Source organism: Mesorhizobium sp. M0898 (genome assembly GCF_040319695.1).
Taxonomy (GTDB): domain Bacteria; phylum Pseudomonadota; class Alphaproteobacteria; order Rhizobiales; family Rhizobiaceae; genus Mesorhizobium.
This window is the reverse complement of sequence record NZ_JAMYOE010000167.1, coordinates 1-505: the sequence shown is the minus strand read 5'-3', so window position 1 is coordinate 505 and position 505 is coordinate 1. Positions and strand designations below refer to the sequence as shown.

The window sequence follows — 505 nt, the reverse complement described above, 5'->3', positions numbered from 1 at the left end:
GTGGACGCCCCCTCGACGGCATCGATGTGCCAGAATGGTGGTGTTTGACAGCCACCGTAAGAGAGGGAGCGTCCACAATGGAAGTTAACACGATCGGATTGGACCTAGCGAAGAATGTGTTTCAGGCGCATGGAGCCGATGCGGCGGGCGCCATTGTTTTCCGCAAGCAACTGCGACGCGACAAGGTGCTTGCGTTTCTCGCTGGGCAGCCGGCCTGCTTGGTCGCCATGGAGGCCTGTTCTGGGGCGCATCACTGGGCGCGCGAGATCGGCAAGCTCGGGCACACCGTTCGTCTGATCCCGCCATCCTATGTGAAGCCTTTCGTGAAGCGGCAGAAGAACGACGCCGCCGATGCCGAGGCGATCTGCGAGGCCGCGCAGCGGCCGACCATGCGCTTTGTCGCCGTGAAGAGTGAGGAGGAGCAGGCGAGTGCGGCCGTATTCCGGGCTCGTGATCTGCTGGTGCGGCAGCGCACCCAGACGATCAACGCCTTGCGCGGCCATCT

Annotated in this window: 1 protein-coding gene; it reads left to right on the top strand. The window is 63.2% G+C overall.

What is annotated here, in order from left to right; all coding sequences use genetic code 11:
* Positions 1-77: 77 nt before the first annotated feature.
* Positions 78-505, top strand: a 428-nt coding sequence (locus NKH90_RS34760; RefSeq protein WP_352823860.1) for an IS110 family RNA-guided transposase, incomplete at its 3' end; no start/stop codon positions are given.